We start from the raw sequence: 24,795 nt of genomic DNA on the forward strand, positions 1-24,795 counted from the left end.
CTTCAAACAAAAATAGATTAAAGCGTTTATACCCTTTAGTTTTATCATTTTAATTCATTGCCATGAGCTATATACCCAACCTGGAATCTTTACGCCATTTTTTTAATAGCGGCGCTAATCAGGAATTAAGCTTTAGAAAAGAACAACTCAAAAAACTAAAAGAAACGATTCTTAAATATGAAGAAGAGCTGAATGAGGCTTTGTACAAGGATTTAAAGAAAAGTAAGGAGGAAGTGTGGATCACTGAAACAGGGTTGGTGCTATCTGAGATCAGCTATTTCTTAAAAAACCTGGATGAGTTAGCTGCTCCACAAAAACCGGCACCAATTTGTTGAACCTGCCGGGTAAAAGCTTTATTATACATGAACCACTTGGGGTTGTTTTGATCATTGCTCCCTGGAATTATCCTTTCCAGCTATCATTAATTCCCCTGGTAGGAGCTATAGCAGCCGGCAACTGTGTGGTGCTCAAACCAGCGAAGCTGCCTTGGCCACCGAAGCCATTATTCAAAAGATATTGGCGGAAACATTTGTGTCGCAATACATCAGCTTTGCCTCTGGCGATGGTGCTACAGTGGTGCCGGAGATGGTACAGAATTTTCGGTTCGATCATATTTTTATACCGGTAGTACTGCGGTGGGGAAAATTATTTATAAGCTGGCTGCCGAGCAATTGGTGCCTGTAACATTAGAACTGGGCGGAAAAAGTCCCTGCATTGTATCATCAAAAGCAAACCTGAAACTGGCTGCCAAGCGGATTGCCATGGCTAAGTTTTCCAACGCCGGCCAGATGTGCATTACACCCGATTATTTACTGGTACATCAATCCGTTAAGGATGAGTTTATTGAAATACTAAAGCAAACCATCACCCAATTTTATGGAGACCATCCCGTAGAAAGCTATGACTACGGACGTATCATCAATAAAAAACAGTTTGATCGCCTGATGGGATATTTGCAACATAATACGGTATTGGCCGGAGGTACCCATAACGAAGACCTGCTTTATATTGCTCCTACGCTGATCGATTCGCCCCAAATAGATGATCCTATTATGCAGGAAGAAATTTTTGGACCCTTATTGCCCATTCTTACTTATACGGATGATGCATTTGCCCTGGATATAATTCAACATAATCCTAACCCATTGGCATTTTATGTATTTACAGATGACAGCAGGGAATCTGATGCTTGGCTGCAAAAAGTGCCCAGTGGCGGCGCCTGTATTAATGCTGTAGCCATGCATTATCTCAATAAAAACCTGCCCTTTGGCGGTAGAGGTAACAGTGGTATCGGGCGTTATCACGGTAAATTTTCGATAGAAACATTTAGTCATGCCAAAGCTGTTTTAAAAGCGGCTACCTGGCCCGATCTGCCAATGGCTTACCCGTCTTTTAAAGGGAGATTAGGATTGCTTAAAAAGATCTTTAAATAAAAGTGGCTTCATGAAAATACCCGGTTTTTTGTTCTTTTTCTTTCTGTTCAAAATTGGCTGTTCCCAATCTATAAAAAAGTACAGCTTTGATATTAACCCTGTCGCATTATACGGTGTTGAACAAGCCACCGGAAAAATACTTTTAGAGCGGCTTGATAGTTTTTTACTGGATATGAAACGGGACATCTCACGTTCGCATGTTATCAGATATGATCCTGAAAATGACGGTTATGACTTTAGTTATTTTTATGGCGCCGGCCGCAATGATTACTACAAGCCATTATTGCTAGTCGCAGAAAAAGTAAGTATTAATGATTTTTTAGTGAAAATGGCATACTTAAGAAGCGACTCCACAGGAATGAAAATGCAATTTATATATAATGTATATGCAAAAAAGAAAACGGCACCTTCTTCTTTTATCCGGGGTTATATTATAACGCATCAAAAATGAAAACACACGTAGAAGGAAATATCAGGTACCGGTACAAAGATAATCTCCATATTGCCCGGTGTAAAGAAATGAATGCCATCAATAACCAGCTGGCAGCCCAGTTTAGGATAGAACCTTTAAAATTCGTTTACTACAAATTTAAAAATGCAAAGGAGTTATTTAACGGTTTAGGGTTCGATTATATTTATAATATGTACTTAGATACAACAGGAGGTTTGAGAAGCAATTCGACCGAGGCTGTTTATTGCGGTAATGATTCTGAAATATATACTCATGAAATAGTTCATTTATACACTGATAAAATATGTAATAACCTCAATTCATTTGCTAACGAGGGGATTGCCACACTGTTAGGCGGAAGTGGAAATATTTCTTACACCAGCGGTATAAAAATGATAGCCAAGCATATATCTGGAAAGTCCGGCCTGAATATCCTGGAAACTTTATTGAACGATACACAGGTAGAGGGCAAAGTATCTATGAAATACTTTTTGAGTGCATTAATCTGCAAAAGAGTTAGGGACAAGTCGGGAATAGATGGTATTAAAAAGTTACTTTGCTCAGGAAACTCTATCGACGACTTTTTAATGCAAACCAATGAACTAATCGGTTTAAACCGGGAAAACTTTAATGAATATATACGGAAAGCAATCAACAGCAACTAGCGTCCACCCACTACTGATCGGCTAATATTTAGTATATTAGTAGAATAAAACACCTTTTATGCAACGAAGAAATTTCCTAGTCAAAACGGCTTTGGCGGCGGGTAGTTTGAGCGCGTTTCCTTTTTTCGCTCATACGGCGGCCTCTTTATCAAGCCCTCCTGATGAGTTAATGCTTATAGGCCCCAAAGAAGGCTACTCGCCACAGGTAGGCACCCTGGTTTCTATGCTCAATTATAACAGAAGCACTATTATCGGCGCAACAAAAGGACTTAGCATAGAACAGCTCGACTACCTGCATGATCCCAAGGCTAATACGATCGGAGCCCTGATACTGCACCTGGGAGCGACGGAAGTGTTTTACCAGGCCAATACCTTTGAGGGAAGAGATGATTTTAATGATGCTGAAAAAAGCTATGGGATGACGCCATGAACCTGGGCGACGCGGGTCGTAAGAGTATTAAGGGACAGGAGATAAAATACTATATCGATCGCATAACAGAAGTGCGGGAAAAAACTTTACGTGAGCTTAAGAACAAGGACGATAAATGGCTAATGGCAATAGATAAGAAATGGTCGAACGAAAAAGGTCGATCAACACTTATTGGAAGTGGTTTCATGTTTGTGAGCATGAGTCCAATCACCGGGGACAAATTACCTGGTTAAAAAGCAGGATGCCTGGCGCTAAAGAAAGCGGGGAATAAGGTTTAAAACCTGAAAGCAAGTAAGATCCCTGTTCTTATTCCTGCCCAGGAGCCGGTAAGGTCCATACGCGCGCCATTGGCATTTACCGAAACCTTTTCGGTAGCAAACGGCACATTAATATCTTGGAGGTAGGTTCTCAGTTCATCCTGGGCTTCTGCAGGTAATGTTTGATTGGCTACACCAATAATATGACCATTAGCACCACCAATGCCGGGACCGGCAATCCAGAGATCCAGACTGAGGCTTTTACCGAGATTCCATTGGGAGCCCAATAATAAGCCCCCGGTATGCCCGGTTAAATCTCCTGATACCCGAACCGAATAAGTCTGGTCTGCTTCATAAGATAAAGTGGCCTCATGCATTTTATATTTTGCAAACCGGTAATAAGGTGCAATATAAAATCCCTGGCCATACCCTTTCCGGCCTAAATAAATACGCAGCTCGGGCGTAATCGCAAAATTGCTGAATTGTACCTGGTTTAGAATATCTGTTACCAGCTCATTGTCGTCGCGAATGACTTCATCCCTGATCAATCTTTTTAACGGGATGGTGGACGCGGGCATTATTCTTCCGGATAAAGCTACCGAAATACGCTTATTCAATACCCTTTCATACTGCAGGGCATAGTTTTTTAAGATAGGTGCAGTGAGGTTGAATTTAACCAGGTTACTTTTTACCTGCATATCCGAATCGACCTCTGTTTGTGCCAGCGCTGCTGGCTGAGAAGCATACTCCTAATAATATAAGCCCTAAGTTTTTCATAGTCAATCAGCAAGCAAAAAGTTATCCAATTTAAACTGCCTGCTAAATGATTTCCATTTTCTTCATCAGGTAGCTAGCACTCAGTGTATTGCAAACACCCTCTTTTAATTGATAATCAAATAGTAATTCATCGTTAATAATGGCAGACTCAAATGCTTTATTAGCAATAAAAGCAGGATATTCCTTTATCAGGTCTGCCACTACCGTATCGTGCGTCGCAATAATGCCAAAAGTATCAAAACCGGCCATTTTACGGATGAGCCCGATAGTACCGTTGCGTTTATCATTACTGTTGGTTCCTCTTAAAATTTCATCCAGTATCACAAAATGTTGCCGTCCCCCTCCAGGCTTTTAATAATGGATTGCAGCCTTTTTAACTCTGCATAAAATAAAGATTCACTGTCCTGGAGCGAGTCGGTAATACGCATGCTTACAAAAACATCAAAAGGATAAAACTCTAATCGGGTGGCACAAACAACAGAGCCGGCTTTAGCTAAAACCAGGTTGGTGCCCAGGGTTCTTAAAAAGTGCTTTTGCCACTCATATTGGACCCGGTAAGTATCACAAACTTCTGATCGTTAAACGACACATCATTGCAAACTCGTTTATGAGACTTTACCAATATATGCCCCAGTGCGGAAGCGCTGAATGCTCTTGCTTCGTTCAGCTGAGGTGCACAAAATGCCGGATTATTATAAGACAGATTACCAAAGCTACCGAGGGCTTCAAACTTTCCTATTAGTTCTAACCAGCCTTTTATATCATGTGCGTGCTGTTGTTTCCAAATGCCCAACCTGTATAAAATATGCACATGAAAAAGGAAAAGACCATTTAACAATAAGCTCACTACCAGGTTCACTACTGTTTCCAGGTAGTTGAATAAGGAGGCTAACTGCCCGATAAGCTTCGAGGCGGTCAAGCCATTTTTCCCTAATTGTTTCTGATATCCTTGCAGCAATCCGGATTGAAAATGTTCTTTCTCTATCGACTTCAGCTGGTTGCTATAGTTCTGTAGTATTTTGGTGACTGAGGTAGAAACCGATAATTGAGCGGTAATTTTCCGGGAAAACGAAAACGCAATGATGAGGTTCACCACAAACAGTTTGGAAAAAAGTGAAAAAGCGGTTTCGTTCTCTGTTGCTATATAATAAATGAGGCTGCCTATTGTTGCCAATGGAAATATCATTAATCCATAATACCAGGGCGCAGTAATCATTTGCGTATCGGTGTCAATCCATTGTATCAGCCTATCCAACTCTTTCTTTTTAGTTTCGTGCAGGCTTCCGTGGGCATATAGTTCCTGCCTGAAATCTATTTTCCCTGATAACTCTTTAATGGCTTCCTGCTTTTCTTTAATAGCCGTAATGTCAGGGTTCAGCAAATCATTGGCCAGCGCTTCTTTCCCAAAAGAAGTACTGCAACGATTCAGGTAAGAAAATAAACCACCTTCGCTAAAAAGATCGAGGTCGTAAGAGTAAGGGTGATGTGGGTTCTCGTACTCTTTGCCGGTATCATAACCAGAGCTATTGGTTTGCACAAAAGCATCTTCCCGTTCATTCCATTGTGCCAACGCCAGGTAAAACTGTTTCTCCTGCTGTACCCGTCCATACCATCTTACCAGCAATAAAAAGGTAACAAAAAAAGTATAGCGCCTATTATGGTGAAAACAGAACCCGTTTGCGAAGACAGGTAAATAAGATAGATAAATACCAAAAAACATAATAATCGTATAAAACTCAACCAACTTAGCTTTTGCTTCAGATCGTTAAACTTTTTGTGAAAGCCAGTAGCTTTTTTCTGGTAAATGGTAGCGTTCATATAGTAGTAAAAATAAACATTGCCGCGAAGAATAAAACACGGATAGTGTAAGAACCAGGCTTTTATGTAAGTGTTAACATCCCTTTTATAAAACCAGAGGGCAGCAACTAGCGACATTTAAAGCAACTTTCACTATAATGAAAATTCGTTCATTAGTACTTTTGCAGAGGCTCTTTTTCGCTGGATGTTTTGCTAAAAAGTGGCATATTTCTAACCTTGCCTGGCTTTCTTTTTCTGTCTTAGTACATATAAGTACAGGCTTTCTACTTTGGTTCTTGCCCAGGGTGTTTTTCGTAAAAATTTTAAAGAGGAGCTAATACTGGGATTATCTGTAAAACATTTGATACGTATTTGCTCTCTAACTTTTCAAACCCCTGGTAATAGGCTACTAACTCTTCTAGGATAGTGTCCAGCCTTTTACCGTGTAAGGGATCTTTTGAAGTTTGCTCCATCTTTTTTAGTAAAAGTAGGAAAAAGATAAGGTTGCCATGAGTGTTTACCGGTGAATGATGAAGGAGGCAGAACAAATAAAACAAATAGAGGCAAAAATTGTTTGTATATTCGGCCCCGCAAATTAAGTAAGGATTTAAAATCCTGGCTTAGCTTTATTTTACTTTTTAATTTGCTTAAAGTAGCGTGTTCGTTTTCATAAGATCCGGTGAAAGGTTTATCAAAAACAGGTTTTTGAATACATCAGGCCCTGAACCAACGGTTTAAAATCAACGCATGATTACTGGCGGTTTAAACAAATTCAATGGCAGTTTTAATTTTCTTTCTGGCTCACTGGTTCTTATCGCTTTTTTGTCAGACTTTTTTCTCCACCGGTATGCTTCTCATAAAATGTTTACCATGAGCAAATTCTGGGAGCGCTTTTTTATGGATTTACCATTTTGCTACAGGGGTCTTCTTTTTTAAATCCCAGGGCTTATGCCATTATGCACCGGATGCACCATGCATACAGCGACACCGAAAAAGATCCCCATTCTCCTCATTTTTTAAAGATGTTTGGCAGATGACGATGCGTACAAAAGACATTTATTTGAATTACGCAAAGTATAAGGTGGAGCCGGAAAAACCCTTCCAGGGAAAATATCCTGAGTGGCCTTTGATGGATAGGATCAGCAATATGTGGAGTGTAAGAATCTTGTTCGGAATCGGATATTTGCTATTCTACATTTTTTTCGCCACCCATTGGTGGATGTTTTTATTACTGCCCATTCATTTTTTTATGGGGCCTATACATGGGGCCATCGTGAACTGGTGCGGTCATAAATATGGATATTCAAATTATGATAACCATGACCATAGTAAAAACTCATTGCCCCTCGACTTTTTACTAATGGGAGAACTTTTTCAAAATAACCACCACAAAAGCCCGAACAGCGTCAATTTCGCCAAAAAATGGTTTGAATTTGACCCCACCTACCCGATTGTTTTGGTGTTGAATAAACTAAGGGTAATACGATTGAGGAGGGAGCCATAGGTGTTGTTAGCCTGCGATGTGCTTTATTGCCTGACTGCGTACCTCACAATAATGTTTTACCTGGGTTAGCGTTTTTCTAGAATCAATGGGGGAACGCCTCCCTGCGCTTAACAGCGCCTGCTAAGAGCAGTGCAAAGCCCTTTTATAGTAGAAAACAGTATTACCCGCACTTTTCGTGGTAATTGATCAGCTCAATAGGTGTTGCCTCGATTTCATAACTGGAATAACGAACAATGATTTCGTCCAGGATGGCTTCTATATCATCGCCATTATTTAGCGTAACCAGCTTACTGCGATATTCTTTAATATTCGGAAGTCCTTTAAGATAATTGGCATAATGGCGGCGCATTTCGTTAATGCCCACGATGGGTCCTTTCCACTCCAGGCTTTTACGAAGGTGTTTACGCACTACGTTCACACGCTCTTCTACTGTAGGAGGTGCTAATACTTCCCCGGTTTGAACAAAATGTTTTATTTCCCTGAAAATCCAGGGATATCCAATAGCAGCACGACCTATCATAACGCCATCTACGCCATACCTGTTTTTGTATTCCACCGCTTTTTGAGGACTGTCAATATCGCCGTTTCCAAAAATGGGGATATGAATACGTGGGTTGTTCTTTACTTTACCTATTAGTGTCCAGTCGGCTTCGCCTATACATCTGGCAGCGGGTGCGCCCATGAATCGCTAAGGCTTTAATTCCCACATCCTGCAGGCGCTCCGCCACTTCTTCAATATTCAGCATGCTATCATCCCAACCCAGGCGTGTTTTTACGGTAACCGGCAACGAAGTACTTTTTACCACGGCTTCGGTCAATCTTACCATCAGGTCCACATTCTTCAATACACCTGCTCCGGCTCCTTTCAGCGCCACTTTTTTACCGGGCAACCAAAATTAATGTCCAACAAATCGGGCTGTGTAACGTCTACAATTTTAGCGGCCAGGGCAAGGCTTTCTTCATCTCCTCCAAAAATCTGGATGCCTATTGGGCGTTCATAATCGAAAATATCCAGCTTGCGGCGGCTTTTAATAGCATCGCGAATCAACCCTTCACTACTGATAAATTCTGTATACATCAGGTCTGCACCATTGTCTTTGCACACTGCCCTAAAAGGAGGATCGCTTACATCTTCCATGGGAGCGAGTAATAACGGAAAATCGGGTAATGCTATTTTATTGCCTATTTGTACCATTTGCTAACTGAATAATATACGATAATTTGTTGACGATATGTGAGCAGCGCTCTGAAGAGTTTTACACCCTTTTGCGCCGAACGGGCAGGCAACGAAGACGATAACAACATTGCAGTTCACTCAACAATAATTAATCAAAATCCATCAAAACTTTTAATCTTATTTTTGCGCCTACCCGCACATACCCGGGCGGAAATGTTCGGGCGGGCAAAAATACACACTTATTTTAGAAAATGACTGACGAAAACAGGAGTGCTTTATTAAATGATGCACAGCAACGGGGTATGGGAGAAAAGGGTTTATCTTATCTGGCAGGCTTTTTTATGCTGATCGCTTTTGGAGTGGGAGGTATGCTTTTAGGCGGTTTGCTGGGTATTCCGGTTGCAGCGGCCATGAGCGGAAAAAGCATAGGATTTATTACGGAAAACCTGCAAAAACTTACAGGAGACAGCACTTACTTAAGAGAAATGCAGGTAATACAAACTTTTTCAGCTGTCTTCGGCTTTTTATTACCTACGCTGTTTACAGCTTCGCGCTTAAGCTGGAGCCCAATGAAACTGACTGGTTTAAAAGGCGTTATCTTGGGAAAAGATCTGCTTTTAACGATCTTTATAACTGTTGCTGCCCTTGCTCTAAGCGGAGCCTTAGGGTATTTTTCCTTTAAACTTCCTTTTCCTGTGGACTGGCGTATAGCTTTCGACAAAATGGAAAGCAGTTATGCAGAAACTGCTGCAGGTATTATTAACCTGGATTCGATACCGGAGTTAATTATTTCCATTATTGTTTTGGCCCTGGTACCGGCCATTTGCGAAGAGGTTTTTTTAGAGGAGGTTTGCAAAATTATTTATACCGCAATACGGGAAGACTTTGGGTAAGTGTAATTGTGGTTAGCATTATTTTTAGCGCAGTGCATTTTTCAGCATATGGCTTTCTATCCAGGTTGGCTCTTGGAATTATTCTGGGCTTACTTTACCAATATAGTGGAAAGCTCTGGCTCAGCATTTTAGCTCATTTTATTAATAATGCTACAGCCGTGCTGGTAATGTACGTTGCCAAAATGGACGGCAAATCGATGCAGGCCGTATTAAGCGATAAAGAAGGGAGCTACCTGGGTTTCCTGGCCCTACCGGTCATTATCTTCCTTTTTATACAATACCGGAAGAATACCAAAACCTCATTAACTGCATCCGATGGCGTTTAATTGGTCAACTTTCTGGACAAGAGCATTTACCGCACTCATTTTTGTAGCGGTAATGATGTTTGGGTTACTATATAATCAATGGAGCCTGTTTCTATTAATTACCCTGATCTACTTTGGGTGCTCCTGGGAATATGGTCGCCTGGTTGAAAAAATCACCGGTCAGTCGATCCATGCTTATATGAAGCTGGGCACCGCCCTGATTGGATACCATATCGTTCTGTTATTGGGCGCGGGTAACATGCAGCTGGGCAATTATGGTATCAGGGAAAACTTCAGTCTTCCTTTTCTGATATCTGGTTTTATCTTGCTGGTTTGGGGAATTTTTAAAACAAAAATCGTTTCAAAAAAGATGATTGGGTGGCTATTGGGCGGCTTGCTATACACCGCTGTTCCGCTTGGTATGCTCCAAAGTCTTTCTTTACCCGCTACTTACGATATTCATTTGCATGATACATTTTACGTAGTTGCGGCTAAGCACCTCGTACTATTTATTATTGGCAGCGTGTGGATCAACGACACGATGGCCTACCTGGCAGGGTCTGTAATTGGCAAAACACCGCTGAGCAAAATATCGCCTAAAAAAACCTGGGAGGGTACTATCAGCGGTATTATATTAAGCTCTGCTCTGACATGGTTATTGTTTTCACTCATCTTCTTACATACTATCGAATGGCCTTTGGCTATTACCGGGGGTATCATCAGCTTATTCACTGCTGTTTCAGGCACATTTGGCGACCTGTTTGAGTCGAAACTTAAGCAATGGCAGGCGTAAAAGACAGCGGTCGTATTATGCCTGGCCATGGAGGGTTTCTCGACAGGTTTGACTCCGTATTATTTGCAGCACCCGCCATCTGGCTGTTGGTGCAACTGTTTCACCGCTAACAGAATTTGCAACTGCGGGTTTGGTGTTGATATATGAGATATTTTACGTAAGTTTAATATGCTAAATCACTATGAACACCCCACTATTATACCAGATAGCACTCACACTTATTCCCAATATTGGCTGCGTACAAACCCGCAACCTACTGGAGCATTTTGAAGCTGAAGAAATTTTTAAAGCACCTAAACGTTTGCTTGAAAAGATAGAAGGCCTGGGTGAAGTAAGAATCAGGAATATTAAAAGTTTTACCAACTTTGCCGAAGCAGAAAACGAACTGGCCTTTATTGAAAAATATAAAATACAGCCACTTTTTATACAAGACGAAGCCTACCCTAAGAGATTACTGAATTGCTACGATGCACCCATATTGCTATATTATAAGGGCAATACCGATCTTAACCAGTCAAAAATCCTTTCAATAGTAGGCAGTCGCACTCATACTGATTATGGAAAAGAGGTTACCGAAACGCTGGTAGCATCTCTTTCAAATGAAAATGTACTGATTGTAAGTGGGTTGGCCTATGGAATAGACTCTATCGCTCATAAAGCCTCCCTGAAAAATAAGGTCGTAACGCTGGGCGTTTTAGCCCATGGCTTAAACAAAATATACCCGAATAGCCACAAGGATATGGCAAAAGAAATGATACAGCAGGGTGGACTGCTTACCGAATTCAGGCATACAACTAAGCCCGATCGCCATAATTTCCCCAGTCGCAACCGTATTGTCGCGGGCATGGCCGATGCAACAATTGTAATAGAAACCGATATTAAGGGGGCAGCATGATCACTGCGGAGCTGGCCAACGGTTATAACAAAGATGTGTTTGCGATTCCCGGAAAGCTGACAGATAAAAAAGCAGCGGGTCCAATCATCTGATTAAAAACAACAAAGCGATATTGCTAACCGACGCTACACAATTATTAGAAACCATGGGATGGATCAGCACTCAAAAGCGAGACCTGCCAAAAGCGAAGGAATTATTCATAAGCCTTACCCCGGAAGAAAAAGTAATTGTGGACCTGTTGCATGAAAAGGCAATGGTTAGTATTGATGAGATTAACCTGCAGAGCGGCCTGAATAGCAGCACCGTTGCTGTAAGCATTTTGAACCTCGAATTGAAAAATGTAGTACAGGGTATGCCGGGAAAAATGTATAAATTGTATTAAAACGAATAGCCGCCCCAAAGGAACGGCTATCATTAACTTTATAAGGTTTAATAGTTAAGTTCTTGCTTAAATAGCTTCAGAGCGAATATTTTCCGCTTTCATATTAGCATAATCTTCAATTTCGTCTGCAGTGTGCTCAAACTTACCTGCTACATTATCTATAAAATCTGCAAACTGGTTTTTCAGGTCGTTGCCTTTGTCACTAATTCTTCTGCGTGTGTAAGTTCCCTTATCCGGAGCATATAGTACACCCACTATCAGTCCTAAAGCAAAACCTGTAAGTAATTTATTCATAAAATGTTATTTTTCAGTGATTAAAATTCAAATATAGCTACAACAAATTTTTTGCCAAAACCCCTTTTATTAAAATTTATTTAAAAAATTAATCCCGGTAAGAGCGCCCGGTTAACTCTAAAAACAATCCTTCCAGCCCATCTTGCCGGTGTTGCTGCAGTAAATTTGCTAAACTGTCTTTTACAATAATAGCACCCTGATCAAAAAGAGCAACTGTATTACAAAGGTCTTCTGCTTCGTTTAGCTGGTGTGAAGTGTACACCAAAGTGGTTCCCGCTTCATTAATTTCTTTTAAAAAACCAATAATAGCGTTTCTCGATTGTACGTCTACTCCTACAGTAGGTTCGTCTAAAAATAGTATTTTGGGATGGTGCATTACGCCTATGGCCAGGTTTACCCTCCTTTTCATACCTCCCGAAAAAGTCTTAACGGGTTTATTGGCTACTGAGGTTAATCCCATTACCTGTAAAAGTTCCCTGCTTTTTTGCCGGGTAGTTGCTTTATCCAAGCCATACCAGGCGCCGAAAAACTCCATATTCTCTTCCGGGCTCAGGTCATCATAAAAAGAAAAATCCTGAGGAACTAATCCTATCATTTTCTTCACTTCTTCTTTTTCGGATTCAATTTCTTTTCCCCATATTTTAATGCTCCCTTCTTTGTATGGTAGCAGGCCGGTAATAAGGCTCATTAATGTGGTTTTGCCGGCCCCGTTAGGACCAAAAATACCGAACCGTTCACCTGCTTTAATTTGCAGGCTCAATGCCTTGATCAACGACGACTGCTCTTTGTATTTAAAAGAAAGATTTTCTATGAGTACTGCATCCATGCTGCCACGAAAGTAAAAAAACCTGTTTAAATGCCATCCATCTATTGTTTTTACTTTTCATCCTATTAATACTCCAACAAAACCCCATTATCGTTACATTTAGCATTACATTTAATTATAATCAATATTCATTTTAATGAAGAAGCTATTTTTAACGCTCTTGCTGGGTGGTGTATTATGCCAAACAGCAAGGCTCCAAAACAACTACCAGTGGAAGGAAACCAAACCTGCGAATGGTTACGCTTATAAATATGTATCCAACGACCCCATGGACGTACGCATTTATACGCTTTCTAACGGACTTACGGTTATGTTAAGTCCGAATAAGAAAGAGCCCCGCATTGCTTACCGTATGGCTGTAAGGGCCGGCAGCAATACCGACCCTAAAGATCATACAGGGTTGGCGCATTACCTGGAGCACCTGCTTTTTAAAGGCACCGATAAATATGGAAGCCTGGATTGGACAAAGGAAAAACCTAAACTGGATTCAATTGATGCCCTGTATGAAGTGTACGGTAAAACTACCGACCCTGAAAAAGAAAAGAGATCTATAAACAAATTGATGCGGTTTCGGGCAGAGCTTCTCAATACTCTATTGCCAACGAATACGATAAAATGATGACGGCTATGGGAGCGCAGGCTACCAATGCCCATACCTGGGTGGAAGAGACAGTTTATGAGGAAGATATCCCTTCCAATGCTGTCGACAAATTCCTGGCTGTACAAGCAGAAAGGTTCCGCAATCCTATTCTGCGTATTTTCCATACGGAGTTGGAAGCCGTTTACGAAGAGAAAAACCGCTCTATGGACAATGATGGCTGGAAGGTATTGGAAACCACCTACCGTAACCTGTTTCCAACACACAACTACGGTCAACAAACCACTATTGGAACCATCGAACACCTGAAAAACCCTTCGCTTACAGCGATCAGGGATTATTATCACAAATATTATGTACCTAATAATATGGCTGTGATTTTGGCAGGTGATTTTGATCCGGATGTAATGATCAAGAAGATTGACGCCGCTTTCAGTTACATGAAGTCTAAGCCTGTGGCAGAATACAATCCTGCTCCTGAGCAGCCAATTACAAGCCCTGTTGTATCAGAAGTATACGGCCCCAGCGCAGAAAACATCACGATTGCATTTAGAAGTGGTGCGGAAACATCGAAAGACAAACTGATGCTGAACGTTATTGATGGTATTTTTGCCAATGGTAAAGCCGGCTTATTGGACCTGAATCTGAACAAACAACAAAAAGTGCTTTCAGCAGGTTCTACACTTTCTCAATACAAGGATTATGGCATTTTCGAATTAAAGGCTTCTCCCAAACAAGGGCAAACCCTTGATGATGTAAAAGCGCTGTTATTAGGCCAGATAGAAGAATTAAAGAAAGGTAATTTCGATGATAAGCTGATTAAAGCTATTGCGGCCAATTACAAACTGTCTAAGCTAAACTCGCAGGATAATAATACCGTACGGGTGAATAGTATGGTAGATAATTTCATTAAAACGAAAGCAGCAACCTGGCAGGATGATGTAGCCTTCCTGGATGCAATGGGTAATGTAACGAAGGCTGAGGTGTTGGCATTTGCCAACCAGTTCTTTAAAGACAATAACTACACTGTTGTTTATAAAAGAAAAGGAGAAGACAAAAGCATTACCAAGGTTGACAAACCCACTATCACACCGGTTGAAACCAATGCCGGCAAGGAGTCTCCTTTCGTAAAAAATATCAATGCGTTGCCCTTAGCCCCCATTAAACCGATTTGGCTGGATTATAATACCGCCATTCAAAAAAGCAAAATCGATAATGCAGAAGTAATGCAGGTAGCCAACAAGCAAAATGGGTTGTTCAATTTAAATTTCAGGTATGAAATGGGTAAATGGAACAACAAAAAGCTGCCTTTCGCCCTGGATTATTTACAATACCTGGGAACGGATAAATACTCGTCAGAAGAGATCAGCAAAGCCTTTTATCAGTTAGCAGCCAGCTTTTTCTGCGAACGCCGGCAACGAAGAAAGCAGTATCACGCTCAATGGCTTGAACGAAAATTTCACCCAGGCGCTTGAACTCTTGGAGCACCTGTTACGTAATTGTAAAGCAGACGCCGCTGCGCTGGACGGATTAAAGAACCGGATGCAGAAAGCGCGCGCTAATTCAAAAGCTAATAAGGGCGCGATTATGCAGGGGCTGGTAAGCCAGGCTACTTACGGATCAAAAATCCCTTCAACTACAATTTAAGCGATGCTGAACTTAACGCAATAACTGCCGACGAGTTAGTAGCTATTATTCATAGCATGCCAACTTTTAAACACCAGGTTCTTTATTATGGTCCGCTGAGCCCCGCAGCCTTGAGCGCAGCAGTTAAAAAGGTGCATAAAACGCCTGCGAGCTGGACAGCTATACCTACGGCTGAGAAATTTACAAGAGCCGTGCAAGACGAAAACAAGGTTTTCTTTAGTCATTATGATATGGTGCAGGCCGAAATGAGCTGGGCCCGGAACCTGACCGCTTACGAATTTCAAAAAGAAGCAGCGGTAGATGTGTTTAATAACTATTTTGGTGGCGGTATGGGTTCCCTGGTTTTTCAAACCATCAGGGAGTCAAAAGCATTGGCCTACTCTACCTATGCATTTATAGGTACACCATCCAAGAAAACAGATCCATTCTCTTTCATTGGATATGTGGGTAGCCAGGCTGATAAACTGCCGGAGGCCGTATTGGCAATGAACGAGTTGATCAACGTATTACCCGACCGTACTAATGCATTTGAGCAGGCAAAAGGTAGTTTATTGAAAGACCTGGAAACAGACCGGGTTGAAAAAATGGGTATTATCTACAGCTATATTGCGAATCAGAAAAAAGGCTTAACGGGCGATCCGCGTAAAGCAAAATACGACCAGGTGAAGGCGATGAGTTTTAAAGATATACAGTCTTTACACAACCAGGAGCTTTCGGGCAAAAAGTATAGCTATACTATTATCGGAAACGAAAAAAATATTAAAACGGAAGATCTTTCCAAATATGGCACATTAAAAGTGCTTAAATTGGAAGAGCTGTTTGGATATTAATATTGATGATCATTTATTTAAAAAACCTCTTTGCGATGGCAAAGAGGTTTTTTATTGGTAGCTGCAGGGGGCAAACAAAAAGGTGAAAGAATTGCTTCCTTCACCTTTCCATGTATCATTTCTGAATAAATTATACTGCTGTTAATAACGCATACATATAACTAAACCTGGAGCTCTCAGGCACCAGCAAAAATATCTTATCACCTTTTTTGAGCTTTCCGCTATTTAGCAGCTCATCTACCATAAAATAAACAGACGCCGCTCCTACATTACCTACTGAACTCAGGTTTACAAACCATTTTTCATAAGGAATGGTATGTCCGAGTTTAATATGCTCTTCGTAAATCTTGTCTTTAAAAAAGTTACTGCTCATGTGGGGGCAGTACCAGGTAATGTCATCAGGGTTCAAGCCTCTTCTTTCAAATAGCTCGGGTAAAGGTTTTCCACCCAGAGGAACAATATTGGGACTTAAAAGCTTAACGTCCTGCTTAATGCTCATGATGGATTTTTCGTTCAATTCTTCATGGCTAAATTCCAGGTAGCTTTTAAGGTGACCATCCTCCAGCTTTTCTGCACCACAGTACATGCAGCTTTCCATATCATCAGCATAAGAAATCCCTTCAATCCATTCTACTTTCAAACTCAGGCCCTCTGTGTTGGGTTTGTTGCTCAGCAAAAAGGCCGAAGATCCATCTGACAACATCCAGCGTAAAAACTCCTTATCAAAGCTGATGTAAGGATTCTCCTCCAGTTCTTCCAGCTTATGCACTTCATCTTCAAACTGGTTGGCCACTAAAGATGCAGAGAACCTTTCTGATCCGGTAGCCACGGCAATAGCTGCATCCCCTGTTTTAACCGCCATATACGCATATTTAAATGCATGCATACCGGCGCAGCAAACACCACTGGGGGATACTACTTCCAGCTTGCCTAATTCAGGCAACCAACCATGGGTCATCACACCATGCGATGGCATGATCTGGTCGGGAGAGGAAGTACCGCAGGAAAGCACATCTCTACGTTTTTAATGCCTTCAGGGTCGCTTTTAAATAATTCTTTTACTGCCTCTGCAGTTAATTGTGCGTTGGTATGGGTGGTCTTTCCACCTTTTTCCAGTGCATAATAGCGGTTGGTAATACCATTGTTTCTTAACACAATTCTGCGCGACTTAGATGGCTTGCCATTAATATAGCCAAGGTACTCTTCCATCTCATCGTTACTCACCGGATTATTGGGAAAATAATGTGAGGTACGGTTAATATAAACTTCGTTCAATGACATAATTTTTTGATCCTTTTTTTATGAGCATGACTGACGACTATGATTCATCAGTTTTATCACGCCCGCCTGTACCATTAGCAGGCTCGTTTTATAGTTTTGGTCAAATAATATCTTCTCTTTTTCAGTGAATTAACATTTAACCATCTATCAGATACGTTCTCTATACTCTATGCCCCTGTAATATTGCATTAATCTCCTGATCTTCTTTTGCGAAAAGGGCCGGAAAAGTACTAAATCTACCGCTAAAATAATGGGAGATGCTACCAGTAGTGCCACGGCAAGATAATATTTATATACAATAAGTATATTTTTCCTTTTTGCGGGAACTTGTTAATTAGGTCTACCCATTTCTGAAATATCTTACCTGCTTTTCTTTCAATAAACATCAGCGAATACTTTACCGGCGCCGCGCCTATCTGGCTAAGATCCTGCTGAAGACCTTCCCAACTATTGAGCCGCAAGTACTCTTTTACCAGGTTTCCAAATTTGGATGCTCCTGTGATATCTTTTTCTGACACACCAGGTTTGGGGAATATGCCCCATTTCCTATCCTTCCTGCCCGTTCCCAGCCAGTGAAAAATAGTAAAATAGCTCAGGTGATTGGGGTGCCTGTCTACCAGCGCAATATTACCTACCAGTTGTGCGCCAGCTGCCTGCAGCAACTTTTTATTTTTTTCCTGTGCATTGATCCACATATTCCGGCACCCGCTTATGGTAATTACCGGTTTACCTTTAATTAAAGCTTTGAATTTTTCATCCTGCAAAATAGAGCTAAAAGGTATGCTGGGCGAAAGATTCCAGGGTTGCCATCCCAACACGATCAGGTCGTACTGCGCCAGTTTAGTCTGCCAGGGCTCCAATGTTGTCGGAATAATATTAACCGATTCCGGTACGGTATCGAAGAAAACAGGGGTAGACCAAGGAAAAGGGAATTGATGAACTGTTTTTATTTGCAGGTACTCCACTTCGTTGCCATCTGCAATCACCGGCCGCAAGAAGCTTTCGACAATAGCTCTCGTTTGCCCTGATTGTGAAAAGTATACCGCTAAAATTTTTTTCCCATAATGATGCTATTACAGCCCGCTGAGCGCTTTGGACGTTTTGCTGTATGATAAAACTGCTTTTTGTACTACTTCAGGTAATGATTTTAAGGATGCCTTAACCAGCTTTGCGTCATCAGTAATATTTTTATTATAGCCAACAATTTTGGGAGCATTCTCCTGTATCATCAGCCTAAAAACCGGTATTCGGCATTTTTACCCTCCTGCCCAATAGCTGCCTCCAGCAATTTATATCCCTGCTTAAACATGGATAATTTTTGCCCCGGCGTTTTCTGAGCGCGGATTTACGCATCAGCAATGCTCCCTGAAACGCACTCTTGTCGTTGCCCGGCAAAGTGTTTACGGCCTCCAGCTGTTTATTCCAAACTGCTGCACTATTAGAGGCCAGTGCATTATAAAAAGCCTGCTTACCCGAACCCGTTTGTGCGTGCGCAAAAGACATTATTGCAAAAGCAATAAGACAACCGATTATTAATTTCATTTGTGCCCTCATATAGAAGTCTGCAAATTTATAGAATATACCCTTTTTAATCTTAATAAAGTAAAACAATACATTTATGTTTACTTCGGTATTATTTTTGTCAAACCATTAATAACATAATGCCCTCTAAATACTCTCATTTGAAATGAAGTCTTTAGATATTTTTCTACTTTAAAAGACTTTATGATGATCAAGATGAAAAAATCGTTTTGGTGGTTGCTTTTATGTACTGCCAATTTTTAGTTAACGCGCAAAGCGGTTATAAACAAGCAATTGGACTACGATTTACTTCTCATACCACGTTTGATGTGGTGGCATTGTCCTATAAAACCTTTGTTTCAGACCACAGTGCGCTGGAGCTCAACCTCGGTTACGGCGGGAAAAATTATATAGTGCCCAATACCGGTGGAACCACCAGCTACTCTCCGGGTTATAGTATTTCCGGATCTTACCAATATCACGAATTAATAGAAACAGCCTCCAATGAAAATCTCCATTGGTTTGCAGGCGGCGGACTGAATTTCTTTAATATCTCTTCCAAAAACAATGGCTATAACGGATTCGGAACCGGGATATTCGGCACCGCCGGCATTGATTATAAGTTTAAAGCAGCACCGATCAATGTAACAGCAGACTGGAGACCTACCGTATATATTTCGACCCCTTCCGCTTTCTTACCCATTCAAATTGGCACATTGGGGCTAGCCATGAGATATACTTTTTAGTTTATTTGCCGGCAAGCTTTATTTTTGATGCCCGTGGGCAATGAACCAATAATAAAAGCTGATACCGTATCCCGGTCTTTTGCAGATCTCAGGGTATGCGTAATTATTCCAACTTATAATAATACGGCTACCATTGCCAAGGTTATTTCCGATACATTACAGTTTACCGATCATATCATTGTAGTGAATGACGGCTCTACTGATGATACAGAAAAAATCATCAGGGAATTTGATCATATAACTATTCAATCCTATCTACCCAACCGCGGTAAAGGAATGGCGTTAAGAACAGGTTTTAAGAAAGCCATAGAGCTGGGTTACCGCTATGCGATTACTATTGATTCGGATGGACAGCACTTTGCTAAAGACCTCCCGCTTTTTATTGGAAAACTCAACAACGAGGGGCCTGCACTGATCATGGGCGCCCGTAACATGGATACAGCGGATAATGTGCCCGGAAAAAGCAGCTTTGGCAATAAGTTCAGCAACTTCTGGTATAAGGTAGAAACGGGTATTGAGTTGCCTGATACGCAAACAGGCTACCGGCTTTATCCTTTGGAACCCATCAGTAAAATGAAATTTTTTACGCGTAAGTATGAGTTTGAAATAGAAGTGATTGTAAGACTGGCATGGGCTGGCGTGAAGGTAAGCTCGGTTCCTATAACTGTTTATTATCCACCCAAAGAAGAGAGAATCAGCCATTTCAGGCCCTTTAAAGATTTTACAAGGATCAGCATTGTTAACACCGTACTGGTTACTATTTGCTTTTTTATATCTGGCCACGAAACTTTTTCAGAAAGTTTTATAAAAACAAAAACTGGAAACAGGAGTTAAAGCAGATGTTATTAAAGGCCGGAGAATCTGATGTTCAAAAGGCAAACGCCATGGCATTTGGCGGCTTTATGGGTATTATTCCTATTTGGGGCTTTCAGTTGCTGGTGGGCGTTTTTTTGGCTCATCTGTTTAAATTGAATAAAGCACTGTTTGTGCTGGCCGCCCACATCAGTTTTGCGCCGATGATCCCTGTAATTGTTTTCTTAAGCTATAAAATGGGAAAACCTTTTATGGGCAGCCGCGCGGTAGACATTTCGCTCAACAAACAGCTCACGCTTTCTAAAATAGGGCAAAACCTGGAACAATACATTTATGGCAGTCTGTTGCTTGCCGTAGTGGTGGCTGCTTTTTTCTGGTTACTCACTTTTATTTTATTAAAGGTTTACCGAAGAGCTAAAAGCTCCTAAAGAAGTTATGCCTCGCTCAACTACATGCTACCCAACCTGCGTTAAAAAGCATTTCGGCGCAATATGAAAGAGCACTAAAAAACATGGATAATAATTTTTTGATATTTTGCCGCTCCGCTTAAGAACGTTATTTTGGCCCTACCCAATCTATAAGCTAACCTTGCACTTAAACCAACTACAATCGATATTTTTGCCGCTGTTTTTTAAATGCAAAAGATTTTTCTATCCATATTCAATTTCTTCGACAGAAATAAGATCGCCCTTTATGCCTCATTCGCAGGCACATTGGCGCTATTTGCTTTTTTCTCCCTCCGCGTTAAGTTTGAAGAAGATGTTTATGCTATTATTCCCAAAGATGAGAAAACTGAAAAACTAACAGAGGTATTTGGCAATTCGAAATTTGCCGATAAGCTGGTAGTGATGGTATCGTTGAAAGATACCATGGTAACTAAGCCCGATCAACTGGTAAAGTACGCCGATGTATTCGCTGAACAACTGGGAGAAAAGGCAAAACCATTTATAAAAAATATACGTTACAAAATCGATGAAGCATTTACTTACTCACTTTTTGAAAGTATACAGCAGCATCTACCGGTTTTTTTAACCAAAGCCGATTATAAAAAATGGACACGCTGCTGCAGCCGGCTGAGCTAAGCAAATCTATGAGCCGCAGCAGCTCTATCCTGGGTATCCCCGCTTCCAACCCCATCAAGAATATCGTATTAAACGATCCTTCAGGCATTTCATTTCTTGCGTTAAAAAAACTACAGCAATTACAATATGAAGACAATTTCACCTTACACAACAATCATTTTGTAACAAAAGATAAAAAGACGCTGCTACTTTTTGTAGCACCATCTTTGCAGCCGGTAATACGGGTAAAAACCAACAGTTCTTCCAGGTCATCGATCAAACAATTGATAGTTTAAATAAGGCGGGGTTTTCCACTATTCAAACCCAGTATTTTGGAGGAGCGGTGGTGTCGCAAAACAATGCAGCTCAGCTACGAAAAGACACATTGCTAACGCAAGGAATTACGGTGCTTTTTTTAATAGTCTTCCTGGGCATCTATTTTAGAAAAAAAGGGCGCCGCTATTGATATTGGTACCTGTTATTTATGGTGCCGCTTTTTCTTTGGCAGCCATTTATTTTATAAAAGGGAGTATTTCTGTAATTGCCCTCGGTACAGGATCAATTGTGCTGGGCATTGCAGTTAATTATTCTTTACATGTATTCAATCATAGCCGGCATCATCCTGACATCAGGGAGGTGATAAAAGATTTGTCCTTCCCCCTTACCATAGGTAGTATTACTACCATACTGGGATTTCTCAGTTTGCAATACGCCGCATCAGATATGTTGAAAGACCTGGGTTTGTTTGCTGGTTTCAGCCTTATCGGGGCAGCGGTATGTTCGCTGGTGTTTTTACCTCATTTTATTCGTTCTGATAAAAATGTTGTAGTAAAAACATCCTGGCTGGATAAGATTTCTTCCGTGAGACTTGAGTCTAACAAATGGCTGGTAGCCGGCATCATCATCATCACCATTGTATTGTATCCCTTCGCTAAAAAAGTAGGCTTCCAACCGGATATGATGCAGCTGAATTACATGTCTCCCCAGCTAAAGCAGGCAGAGGCTAAAATGAATAGCATCAGCGGCGCTGCATTAAAGTCTGTATATATTGTAAGCGAGGGCAGCAATCTGGACGATGCTTTGGAAAAAAATGAAGCATTACAAAGCCAGGTAGCAGGTTTGAAGGCAAAAGGCCTGATCAATACCAGTTCCGGCGTATCAGATCTATTTATGTCTGATAGTTTACAACGCTCCAGGATCGACAGGTGGAATGCTTACTGGACTGCTGATAAAAAGCAACAGGTGATTTCCCTGGCAACAGCATTGGCTCCCGCTGCAGGATTTACTATAGACGGTCTGGATAATTTCAAAGAATTACTAAGTCGTTCCTACGAGCCGGTTACCGCTCAAAAGCTACAACCGTTACGCAATAGTTTCCTGGACGATTATATCACCGAGCAAAATAACAAGGCTTCGGTTGTAACATTAATCAAAGTACCTGAGCAATATAAACCCCAGGTCTTGGCTGAATTGGAGAAGCGATCAGATGCAACAGTGCTGGACCGGCAGTACCTTACCTCCCGGCTTACACAAATGGTTAATGATGACTTTAACCGAATTGCATGGATCATTTCTTTGATAGTAGCTGTTATGCTTTTATTAACCTATGGCCGGATAGAGCTCATGCTGATGTCATTTATCCCAATGGCGATCAGCTGGATATGGATATTAGGCATCATGACTGTTTGTGATATCCAGTTCAACATCGTTAATATCATTATCTCTGCTTTGATCTTTGGCCTGGGCGATGACTACAGCTTATTTGTAATGGATGGGCTATTGAATGAATATAAAACCGGAAAGAAAAACCTGGCTTCTTACAAATCATCCATACTGCTGTCAGCTATTACTACTGTAGCAGGTTTAGGTGTGTTGATCTTTGCCAGGCATCCGGCACTCAGGTCCATCGCATTCATATCGGTTACGGGTATTCTTTGCGTGGTTATTATGTCGCAGATCTTAATCCCGTTTTTCTTTTCTCTGGTGATCAAAAAAGGATTGACAAAGGTTTTCATCCCTGGACGCTCTGGAGCTGGAGCAGGTCTGTATTCTCTTTCTTTTACTTCGGGTTTGTAAGTGTATTGCTCACTGTATTAGGCTTGTTTTTAATTAAGCTTAAAGTGGTGGGGCATAAAAAAGGCAAGTATGCTTACCATTACCTGTTGTCGAAGTTCTGTATGTCTGTATTATATATTATGGGCAATTTCAGAAAGCGGCAGATCAACCCCCAACGGGAGAACTTTGATCAACCGGCTGTAGTAATTGCCAATCATCAATCCTTCCTGGATATATTGCAAATGGCTATGTTGAATCCCCGGTTGATTTTATTAACCAACCGCTGGGTTTGGAACTCTCCAGTTTTTGGCTGGGCAATTAAGATGGCTGACTTTTACCCGGTTGCCAATGGTGTTGAGAATAGCGTGGATTTGCTGAACACACAAGTACAACAAGGGTATTCGATATCGGTGTTTCCTGAAGGTACCCGTACTTCGCAGCCGCCGATGAAGCGCTTTCACAAGGGTGCATTTTATTTAGCAGAACAATTGAAGCTGGATATAGTGCCTGTATTATTTCATGGGCTGGGATATACCATGACCAAGGGCGATTTTTTACTGAAGAACGGGCCGATTACGGCAAAGTATTTACCCCGGATCAAAGCTGATGATGAGGGCTGGGGAACCACTTACCAGGAGCGGACTAAAAATATTTCCCGGTATTTTAAAGAGCAGCATGAGGCGTTAACCAAAGAGCTGGAGCAACCTGCTTATTTTAAAGAACACCTGTTTTTTAATTATATCTACAAAGGGCCTGTTCTGGAATGGTACCTGAAAATAAAATTGAAGCTGGAAAATTATTATCAGTCCTTTCATGAATTATTGCCGGGGAAGGCAGGTTCCTGGACCTGGGTTGTGGGTATGGTTTTATGTGCTATACCCTGCATTGGGCCAGCCAGGGAAGGAGATCCTTTACTGGCGTGGACTATGATGAAGATAAGATCGCTACTGCACAGCATTGCTTTAGCAGAACCGGGTCACTTCAATTTATGCAGGGAGATATTTCAACCTATCCACTCGAAAAATACAATGGTATTATCATCAGTGATGTATTGCATTATCTCGAACCGGCACGTCAGCAACAGGTAATTGAAAATGCAATAGACAGCCTGGCGGCCGGCGGTGTATTGATCATTCGCGATGGAGATGCCGACCTGAAAGAAAAGCACCAAGGCACAAAATTGACAGAACTATTGTCTACCAAAATATTTTCATTCAACAAAACCACCAATCAGCTTTATTTTCTTTCAGGCAAGATGATCGAAGCGCTTGCTATTAAAAAAGAAGTGGCTTTGCAAAGAGTAGATCATACAAAATATACTTCAAACGTAATGTGGGTTATTACCCGAAAGGAAGGTTGCTAAG

The 24,795-nt window shown here is 41.2% G+C and carries 36 protein-coding genes and 2 pseudogenes; 26 read left to right on the forward strand and 12 right to left on the reverse strand.

Going from position 1 to position 24,795, the window contains the following annotated elements:
* Nucleotides 1-62 precede the first annotated feature (62 nt).
* Genes MKP07_RS06450 through MKP07_RS06475 form a run of 7 tightly spaced genes read left to right on the forward strand, consistent with a single transcriptional unit; the run spans nucleotide 63 to nucleotide 3,212 of the window.
* On the forward strand, nucleotides 63-335 hold the full coding sequence (locus tag MKP07_RS06450) for a hypothetical protein (RefSeq protein ID WP_240845937.1): 273 nt from the start codon (nucleotides 63-65) through the stop codon (nucleotides 333-335).
* A gap of 47 nt (nucleotides 336-382) precedes the next feature.
* Nucleotides 383-628 (forward strand): aldehyde dehydrogenase family protein, encoded by a 246-nt coding sequence (locus MKP07_RS37840; RefSeq protein ID WP_262919624.1) that lies wholly within the window; start codon nucleotides 383-385, stop codon nucleotides 626-628.
* A 7-nt stretch (nucleotides 629-635) separates the two neighbouring features.
* The gene (locus tag MKP07_RS06455) at nucleotides 636-1,433 is read left to right on the forward strand and encodes an aldehyde dehydrogenase family protein (protein WP_317235782.1); all 798 of its coding nucleotides are present in this window, start codon (nucleotides 636-638) and stop codon (nucleotides 1,431-1,433) included.
* A gap of 10 nt (nucleotides 1,434-1,443) precedes the next feature.
* Nucleotides 1,444-1,884, forward strand: a complete 441-nt coding sequence (locus MKP07_RS06460; RefSeq protein ID WP_240845939.1) for a hypothetical protein — start codon at nucleotides 1,444-1,446, stop codon at nucleotides 1,882-1,884.
* Nucleotides 1,881-2,549: a hypothetical protein gene (locus MKP07_RS06465; protein WP_240845941.1), complete on the forward strand. Its 669-nt coding sequence runs from the start codon at nucleotides 1,881-1,883 to the stop codon at nucleotides 2,547-2,549. Before MKP07_RS06460 ends, MKP07_RS06465 begins: the two co-directional genes overlap by 4 nt.
* Before the next feature lie 58 nt (nucleotides 2,550-2,607).
* Nucleotides 2,608-2,979 carry a mycothiol transferase gene (locus tag MKP07_RS06470; protein WP_240845942.1) on the forward strand — a complete coding sequence of 124 codons (372 nt, stop codon included), beginning with the start codon at nucleotides 2,608-2,610 and terminating at the stop codon, nucleotides 2,977-2,979.
* Nucleotides 2,976-3,212 carry a hypothetical protein gene (locus MKP07_RS06475; RefSeq protein WP_240845943.1) on the forward strand — a complete coding sequence of 79 codons (237 nt, stop codon included), beginning with the start codon at nucleotides 2,976-2,978 and terminating at the stop codon, nucleotides 3,210-3,212. Before MKP07_RS06470 ends, MKP07_RS06475 begins: the two co-directional genes overlap by 4 nt.
* A gap of 41 nt (nucleotides 3,213-3,253) precedes the next feature.
* On the opposite strand, the gene MKP07_RS06480 is transcribed toward MKP07_RS06475, so the two are convergent.
* The 4 genes from MKP07_RS06480 to MKP07_RS42210 form a co-directional block, all read right to left on the reverse strand.
* Nucleotides 3,254-3,934, reverse strand: a complete 681-nt coding sequence (locus MKP07_RS06480) for a DUF3575 domain-containing protein (protein ID WP_240845945.1) — start codon at nucleotides 3,932-3,934, stop codon at nucleotides 3,254-3,256.
* A gap of 121 nt (nucleotides 3,935-4,055) precedes the next feature.
* Nucleotides 4,056-4,337, reverse strand: a complete 282-nt coding sequence (locus MKP07_RS06485) for a P-loop NTPase family protein (RefSeq protein ID WP_240845947.1) — start codon at nucleotides 4,335-4,337, stop codon at nucleotides 4,056-4,058.
* A 196-nt stretch (nucleotides 4,338-4,533) separates the two neighbouring features.
* The gene (locus tag MKP07_RS06490) at nucleotides 4,534-5,637 is read right to left on the reverse strand and encodes a hypothetical protein (protein WP_240845949.1); all 1,104 of its coding nucleotides are present in this window, start codon (nucleotides 5,635-5,637) and stop codon (nucleotides 4,534-4,536) included.
* Nucleotides 5,638-6,041: 404 nt separating this feature from the next.
* Nucleotides 6,042-6,182 (reverse strand): VF530 family DNA-binding protein, encoded by a 141-nt coding sequence (locus tag MKP07_RS42210; protein ID WP_394803633.1) that lies wholly within the window; start codon nucleotides 6,180-6,182, stop codon nucleotides 6,042-6,044.
* 688 nt (nucleotides 6,183-6,870) lie between these two features.
* Between MKP07_RS42210 and MKP07_RS06495 the strand changes: the two genes are divergently transcribed.
* A complete protein-coding gene (locus MKP07_RS06495) occupies nucleotides 6,871-7,314 on the forward strand; it encodes a fatty acid desaturase (RefSeq protein WP_240845951.1) in 444 nt (147 codons plus the stop codon).
* 160 nt (nucleotides 7,315-7,474) lie between these two features.
* Here the strand turns inward: MKP07_RS06495 and MKP07_RS06500 are convergent.
* A pseudogene (locus MKP07_RS06500) lies at nucleotides 7,475-8,419 on the reverse strand (tRNA dihydrouridine synthase).
* A 323-nt stretch (nucleotides 8,420-8,742) separates the two neighbouring features.
* On the opposite strand from MKP07_RS06500, the gene MKP07_RS06505 reads away from it, so the two are divergent.
* From MKP07_RS06505 to MKP07_RS06525, 6 genes are all read left to right on the forward strand, one after another.
* The gene (locus MKP07_RS06505) at nucleotides 8,743-9,384 is read left to right on the forward strand and encodes a hypothetical protein (RefSeq protein ID WP_240845953.1); all 642 of its coding nucleotides are present in this window, start codon (nucleotides 8,743-8,745) and stop codon (nucleotides 9,382-9,384) included.
* Nucleotides 9,342-9,710, forward strand: a complete 369-nt coding sequence (locus MKP07_RS06510) for a CPBP family intramembrane glutamic endopeptidase (protein ID WP_240845955.1) — start codon at nucleotides 9,342-9,344, stop codon at nucleotides 9,708-9,710. The genes MKP07_RS06505 and MKP07_RS06510 overlap by 43 nt, the downstream gene beginning before the upstream one ends.
* Nucleotides 9,700-10,482 carry a phosphatidate cytidylyltransferase gene (locus MKP07_RS06515; protein WP_262919178.1) on the forward strand — a complete coding sequence of 261 codons (783 nt, stop codon included), beginning with the start codon at nucleotides 9,700-9,702 and terminating at the stop codon, nucleotides 10,480-10,482. Before MKP07_RS06510 ends, MKP07_RS06515 begins: the two co-directional genes overlap by 11 nt.
* A complete protein-coding gene (locus MKP07_RS37845) occupies nucleotides 10,470-10,592 on the forward strand; it encodes a phosphatidate cytidylyltransferase (RefSeq protein WP_262919179.1) in 123 nt (40 codons plus the stop codon). Before MKP07_RS06515 ends, MKP07_RS37845 begins: the two co-directional genes overlap by 13 nt.
* Before the next feature lie 71 nt (nucleotides 10,593-10,663).
* Complete coding sequence (locus MKP07_RS06520) at nucleotides 10,664-11,377, forward strand: DNA-processing protein DprA (RefSeq protein ID WP_240845957.1); 714 nt, start codon at nucleotides 10,664-10,666, stop codon at nucleotides 11,375-11,377.
* Between the two features lie 112 nt (nucleotides 11,378-11,489).
* Nucleotides 11,490-11,759, forward strand: coding sequence for a DprA-like winged helix domain-containing protein (locus MKP07_RS06525; protein WP_240845959.1), 270 nt, complete (start codon nucleotides 11,490-11,492; stop codon nucleotides 11,757-11,759).
* 66 nt (nucleotides 11,760-11,825) lie between these two features.
* On the opposite strand, the gene MKP07_RS06530 is transcribed toward MKP07_RS06525, so the two are convergent.
* Both MKP07_RS06530 and MKP07_RS06535 read right to left on the reverse strand, forming a co-directional pair.
* Entirely contained in the window at nucleotides 11,826-12,053 is a 228-nt protein-coding gene (locus MKP07_RS06530) for a YtxH domain-containing protein (RefSeq protein ID WP_240845961.1), read from the reverse strand.
* An 88-nt stretch (nucleotides 12,054-12,141) separates the two neighbouring features.
* Entirely contained in the window at nucleotides 12,142-12,879 is a 738-nt protein-coding gene (locus tag MKP07_RS06535) for an ABC transporter ATP-binding protein (RefSeq protein WP_240845963.1), read from the reverse strand.
* Between the two features lie 136 nt (nucleotides 12,880-13,015).
* Here MKP07_RS06535 and MKP07_RS06540 point away from each other — a divergent pair, with 136 nt between their 5' ends.
* From MKP07_RS06540 to MKP07_RS06555, 4 genes are read left to right on the forward strand one after another with little or no spacing between them, the layout of a single operon-like run.
* Nucleotides 13,016-13,498, forward strand: coding sequence for an insulinase family protein (locus MKP07_RS06540; RefSeq protein WP_240845965.1), 483 nt, complete (start codon nucleotides 13,016-13,018; stop codon nucleotides 13,496-13,498).
* Nucleotides 13,495-14,952, forward strand: coding sequence for a M16 family metallopeptidase (locus tag MKP07_RS06545; protein WP_240845967.1), 1,458 nt, complete (start codon nucleotides 13,495-13,497; stop codon nucleotides 14,950-14,952). The genes MKP07_RS06540 and MKP07_RS06545 overlap by 4 nt, the downstream gene beginning before the upstream one ends.
* On the forward strand, nucleotides 14,924-15,124 hold the full coding sequence (locus tag MKP07_RS06550) for a hypothetical protein (protein WP_240845969.1): 201 nt from the start codon (nucleotides 14,924-14,926) through the stop codon (nucleotides 15,122-15,124). The genes MKP07_RS06545 and MKP07_RS06550 overlap by 29 nt, the downstream gene beginning before the upstream one ends.
* A 56-nt stretch (nucleotides 15,125-15,180) precedes the next feature.
* The gene (locus MKP07_RS06555) at nucleotides 15,181-15,954 is read left to right on the forward strand and encodes a M16 family metallopeptidase (RefSeq protein ID WP_240845971.1); all 774 of its coding nucleotides are present in this window, start codon (nucleotides 15,181-15,183) and stop codon (nucleotides 15,952-15,954) included.
* A 130-nt stretch (nucleotides 15,955-16,084) separates the two neighbouring features.
* On the opposite strand, the gene MKP07_RS41030 is transcribed toward MKP07_RS06555, so the two are convergent.
* The 5 genes from MKP07_RS41030 to MKP07_RS06580 form a co-directional block, all read right to left on the reverse strand.
* Nucleotides 16,085-16,966, reverse strand: a complete 882-nt coding sequence (locus MKP07_RS41030; RefSeq protein WP_240845973.1) for a 3-oxoacyl-[acyl-carrier-protein] synthase III C-terminal domain-containing protein — start codon at nucleotides 16,964-16,966, stop codon at nucleotides 16,085-16,087.
* Nucleotides 16,912-17,229 carry a hypothetical protein gene (locus MKP07_RS06565; RefSeq protein ID WP_240845974.1) on the reverse strand — a complete coding sequence of 106 codons (318 nt, stop codon included), beginning with the start codon at nucleotides 17,227-17,229 and terminating at the stop codon, nucleotides 16,912-16,914. The genes MKP07_RS41030 and MKP07_RS06565 overlap by 55 nt, the downstream gene beginning before the upstream one ends.
* A 266-nt stretch (nucleotides 17,230-17,495) precedes the next feature.
* Complete coding sequence (locus MKP07_RS06570) at nucleotides 17,496-18,221, reverse strand: hypothetical protein (RefSeq protein WP_240845976.1); 726 nt, start codon at nucleotides 18,219-18,221, stop codon at nucleotides 17,496-17,498.
* An 87-nt stretch (nucleotides 18,222-18,308) separates the two neighbouring features.
* Nucleotides 18,309-18,464, reverse strand: a complete 156-nt coding sequence (locus MKP07_RS06575) for a hypothetical protein (protein ID WP_240845978.1) — start codon at nucleotides 18,462-18,464, stop codon at nucleotides 18,309-18,311.
* Nucleotides 18,465-18,468: 4 nt separating this feature from the next.
* The gene (locus tag MKP07_RS06580; RefSeq protein WP_240845979.1) at nucleotides 18,469-18,846 is read right to left on the reverse strand and encodes a hypothetical protein; all 378 of its coding nucleotides are present in this window, start codon (nucleotides 18,844-18,846) and stop codon (nucleotides 18,469-18,471) included.
* A 143-nt stretch (nucleotides 18,847-18,989) separates the two neighbouring features.
* On the opposite strand from MKP07_RS06580, the gene MKP07_RS06585 reads away from it, so the two are divergent.
* From MKP07_RS06585 to MKP07_RS06620, 8 genes and pseudogenes are all read left to right on the forward strand, one after another.
* On the forward strand, nucleotides 18,990-19,502 hold the full coding sequence (locus tag MKP07_RS06585; RefSeq protein WP_240845980.1) for a hypothetical protein: 513 nt from the start codon (nucleotides 18,990-18,992) through the stop codon (nucleotides 19,500-19,502).
* 33 nt (nucleotides 19,503-19,535) lie between these two features.
* On the forward strand, nucleotides 19,536-20,336 hold the full coding sequence (locus tag MKP07_RS06590) for a glycosyltransferase family 2 protein (RefSeq protein WP_240845982.1): 801 nt from the start codon (nucleotides 19,536-19,538) through the stop codon (nucleotides 20,334-20,336).
* 5 nt (nucleotides 20,337-20,341) lie between these two features.
* Nucleotides 20,342-20,743, forward strand: coding sequence for a DUF2062 domain-containing protein (locus MKP07_RS06595; protein ID WP_240845984.1), 402 nt, complete (start codon nucleotides 20,342-20,344; stop codon nucleotides 20,741-20,743).
* A 207-nt stretch (nucleotides 20,744-20,950) separates the two neighbouring features.
* Nucleotides 20,951-21,397 (forward strand): hypothetical protein, encoded by a 447-nt coding sequence (locus MKP07_RS06600; RefSeq protein WP_240845986.1) that lies wholly within the window; start codon nucleotides 20,951-20,953, stop codon nucleotides 21,395-21,397.
* Complete coding sequence (locus MKP07_RS06605) at nucleotides 21,367-21,672, forward strand: hypothetical protein (protein WP_240845988.1); 306 nt, start codon at nucleotides 21,367-21,369, stop codon at nucleotides 21,670-21,672. The genes MKP07_RS06600 and MKP07_RS06605 overlap by 31 nt, the downstream gene beginning before the upstream one ends.
* Nucleotides 21,673-21,838: 166 nt before the next feature.
* Nucleotides 21,839-23,452, forward strand: a complete 1,614-nt coding sequence (locus tag MKP07_RS06610) for an MMPL family transporter (protein ID WP_240845990.1) — start codon at nucleotides 21,839-21,841, stop codon at nucleotides 23,450-23,452.
* Nucleotides 23,453-23,571: 119 nt separating this feature from the next.
* Nucleotides 23,572-23,886 (forward strand): annotated as a pseudogene (locus MKP07_RS06615) (lysophospholipid acyltransferase family protein); the annotation flags it as partial.
* Nucleotides 23,887-24,299: 413 nt separating this feature from the next.
* Nucleotides 24,300-24,794 (forward strand): class I SAM-dependent methyltransferase, encoded by a 495-nt coding sequence (locus MKP07_RS06620; RefSeq protein WP_240845992.1) that lies wholly within the window; start codon nucleotides 24,300-24,302, stop codon nucleotides 24,792-24,794.
* The last annotated feature ends 1 nt before the right edge of the window (nucleotide 24,795 follow it).

This window comes from Paraniabella hibiscisoli (assembly GCF_022512515.1).
GTDB lineage: Bacteria > Bacteroidota > Bacteroidia > Chitinophagales > Chitinophagaceae > Niabella > Niabella hibiscisoli.